This window comes from Sphingomonas sp. STIS6.2, from assembly GCF_000732685.2.
Classification (GTDB): domain Bacteria; phylum Pseudomonadota; class Alphaproteobacteria; order Sphingomonadales; family Sphingomonadaceae; genus Sphingomonas; species Sphingomonas aerolata.
In genome coordinates, this window is record NZ_JPDP02000108.1 from 1 (window position 1) to 3,345 (window position 3,345).

At 65.5% G+C, this 3,345-nt stretch carries 3 protein-coding genes; 2 read left to right on the forward strand and 1 reads right to left on the reverse strand.

Going from position 1 to position 3,345, the window contains the following annotated elements; genetic code table 11:
- Positions 1-75: 75 nt before the first annotated feature.
- Positions 76-837, reverse strand: coding sequence for a FadR/GntR family transcriptional regulator (locus sphst_RS13515; RefSeq protein WP_081877641.1), 762 nt, complete (start codon positions 835-837; stop codon positions 76-78).
- Positions 838-944: 107 nt separating this feature from the next.
- On the opposite strand from sphst_RS13515, the gene sphst_RS13520 reads away from it, so the two are divergent.
- Together sphst_RS13520 and araD1 are read left to right on the forward strand one after the other, a co-directional pair.
- The gene (locus sphst_RS13520) at positions 945-2,498 is read left to right on the forward strand and encodes an aldehyde dehydrogenase (NADP(+)) (protein WP_031394962.1); all 1,554 of its coding nucleotides are present in this window, start codon (positions 945-947) and stop codon (positions 2,496-2,498) included.
- Positions 2,499-2,555: 57 nt separating this feature from the next.
- Positions 2,556-3,345: AraD1 family protein (araD1, locus tag sphst_RS13525; RefSeq protein WP_107045686.1), on the forward strand; the 790-nt coding region annotated here is incomplete at its 3' end.

Sequence of the window (3,345 nt, forward strand, 5' to 3'; positions counted from 1 at the left end):
CCTTAATCAGAGTTCAGCTTAACCAGGGCTCCGCTTAGTCAGAGCAAAGGAAGCCGAAACGACGGTGGCGTGCGATCAGCGCGCCATCGCCAGCTTCGTATCCTCCAGCGCGAGATCGACCAGGGTTCGCATCGCCGTGCTGGCACCGTTCGCATCGCCTGCAGCGATCGCGTCGTAGACCAGCGCGTGATCCGGGATGGGATTGCGAGGCAGGGCACGTGCGCGCTGCTTGAACTGAGTGGTCCAACCGACCGCGGCGCCGATGCTCGCGCTCAGTACGATCAATGCATCGTTGCGCGTCGCGGTCAGTACCGCATCGTGAAACTCGCGGTCCGCCGCGCGGCCGGCTTCGGTGGCCAAGGTATGCCGCCGCATCGCCGCCAGCGCATCCTTCATGATCTTGAGATCGCTGCGCTCGCGTCTCTGGGCGGCCAGCGCCGCCGCGGCAGGCTCGACGATCGCGCGAAGTTCGAAGAGACTGCGGATCAATCCGATGTCAGGTTCGCCGGCAAACGACCACGCCAGAACGTCGGGATCGAGCAAGTTCCACCGGCTGCGCGGCAGTATGCGCGTTCCGATTTTCGGACGGCTCTCCACGAGCCCCTTGGCAGTCAGGACCTGGATGGCTTCGCGGTAAGCAGTACGCGACACGTCCAGCATCGCTGAGAACTCGACCTCCCCGGAAAGCGTGTCGCCAGGCGCGTATTTCCCGGACAATATCGCCGTTCCCAGCTTGTGAGCTACGGCCCCGTGCAACCGTCTTCCCGTACCACGGGTGGCCCGCGGCGGTTCACTGATCGCATCAACGACGTCGTTAACGTCTTGAGTCTTAGTCATTCGCGCTCCCTGTTCGACAGATACCACGCCGTTCCAGATGGAGGAATGTCGTAGATTGCCAAACTCAAACGAGCCTTATATGTCAGAGTATAAGGAGTGGATACCACATGGCCGACGTGTTTTTTGCGAACAAGGTTCACGATACAGGCTTCTGGTCCGTCGAGGCGGCAACGGGTGCGACCGTAGGCGATCCGATTGCGGTTCATGGTCATGGCGACGTCGAAGCGGGCTGCGCCGCTGCAGAAGCCGCGTTCGACGTATACCGCGCGACCACCAATGACGCACGGGCGGACTTCCTGGAGCGGATCGGCGCGGAGATCGTCGCACTGGGCGACGACCTGATCGTCACCGCGATGCGCGAGAGTGGCCTGCCGCGCGCCCGGCTGGAGGGCGAGCGCGGGCGTACCGTCGGCCAGTTGAAGCTGTTCGCAGGCGTCGTTCGCCGTGGCGGCTGGATGGGGTTGCGGATCGATCCGGCACTCCCCGATCGCGCACCGCTGCCGCGTCCTGACCTGCGCTTGCGTATGATCCCGCTCGGTCCGGTCGCGGTGTTCGGGGCGAGCAATTTCCCGCTCGCCTTTTCGACTGCCGGTGGCGACACCGCGTCGGCGCTGGCAGCCGGTTGCCCGGTCGTCGTCAAGGGTCATCCTGCACATCCCGCCACCGGCGCAATGGTCGCTGGCGCGATCGATGCCGCGGTCGCGGCGTGTGGGCTGCCCAAGGGCGTGTTCTCCCATCTGGTCGGGCCCGGCAACGAGCTCGGCAGCGCGCTGGTGCAGGATTGGAGGATCGCCGCTGTCGGGTTCACCGGTTCGCGGGCTGGCGGACTGGCCTTGGCCAAGCTGGCGCAGGTTCGCGAAGTCCCGATCCCGGTCTATGCCGAGATGTCAAGCATCAACCCGGTGGTGCTGCTGCCCGAAGCGCTGAAGGCCCGTGGCGCTGCGCTCGGTACGGCGTTCGTCGGGTCACTGACGATGGGCGCGGGCCAGTTCTGCACCAATCCCGGTCTCGTGCTCGCGCTCGAGGGCGAGGGGCTCGACGCATTCGTGTCCGCGGCCGCAACGTCGTTGCCCGAGGCTCCTGCCGCAACGATGCTCACCAGCGGCATTCATGCCGCCTACGAGCAGGGCATCGCCGCCCTTGCCGGCCACGACGCGGTGAACGAGATCGCTCGCGGCAAGGTCGGCGAAGGCGTTGCGCAAGGGCAGGCGGTATTCTTCGAAACGACCGCCGCACAGTTCCTGAGCGACAAGGCGCTGGGCCATGAGGTGTTCGGTGCGTCGTCGTTGCTGGTACGCTGCACGAGCGAGGACGAACTCCACGCCGTACTGGGTGCCGCCGAGGGTCAGCTTACCGCGACCATCCAGATGGATACGGGCGATGCCGGGATGGCGTCGCGCCTGATCCCGCTGCTCGAGCGCAAGGCGGGGCGGATCCTGGCCAATGGATGGCCGACGGGTGTCGAGGTCGCGCATGCCATGGTCCATGGCGGACCGTTCCCGGCGACGTCGGACGGCCGCACGACTTCGGTCGGCAGCCTGGCGATCGACCGGTTCCTGCGGCCGGTGTCGTACCAGAATCTGCTGCCCGAACTGCTGCCGGAGGTTCTGCGTGACGGCACGACCGTGCCGCGACTTATCGACGGCGTTCCCGCCATCTAAATCAAGATACTGGGGACGAACCGTAACAACGGCGTCCCGCTTAGGAGAGAGAGTGTGATGATTTTGCGCCTGTTGCAGCATGTTGGGGTCGACGGCACGCGATCGGTGATCGCTGCCACTAGTGAAGGGGCCACGTTCGTTAGCGGCGTAGACAGCGTCCGCGCGCTCGCCGAACGTGCGCTCGCCGATGGCACCGATCTCGCCGGCGCAGTTGCAGCTTGTGGAACAGGCGCGAGCGTCGACATCGCCGCTGAGCTCGCCGCTGGTCGCCTGACCTCGCCGATCGATCATGTCGATCCGGCCCACCTCATAATGACGGGCACCGGCCTGACGCATCTCGGTTCGGCTGAGGGCCGCGACAAGATGCACCGCGCGGCCGCGGACGCCGAGAATCAGACGGATTCGATGCGGATGTTCCTCGAAGGCGTCGAAGGCGGCAAGCCGAAAGAAGGGACACGCGGCCAGCAGCCCGAATGGTTCTACAAGGGTGATGGCTCGGGTCTGGTCGCACCGGGTGCCGCGCTCGCGATGCCCGATTTTGCCGAAGACGGCGGCGAGGAGCCTGAGCTTGCCGGGATCTACCTGATCGGTCCGGACGGAACGCCGTTTCGCCTTGGTCTGTGCCTTGCCAACGAGTTCAGCGATCATGTCACGGAGCGCCACAACTACCTCTGGCTCGCGCATTCCAAGCTGCGCCAGGCCTCGCTCGGGCCTGAATTGCTGGTCGGCACGCCGCCTGCGCATATCGAGGGCATGAGCCGGATCCACCGCGACGGCGCCGTCCTGTGGGAGAAGCCGTTTCTGTCGGGCGAGGCGAACATGTCGCACAGCATCGCCAATCTCGAGG

Bases quoted from the DNA above. Each gene is read 5' to 3' on its own strand.
- sphst_RS13515 (WP_081877641.1), bottom strand. From the start codon at position 837: ATGACTAAGACTCAAGACGTTAACGACGTCGTTGATGCGATCAGTGAA.
- sphst_RS13520 (WP_031394962.1), top strand. From the start codon at position 945: ATGGCCGACGTGTTTTTTGCGAACAAGGTTCACGATACAGGCTTCTGG.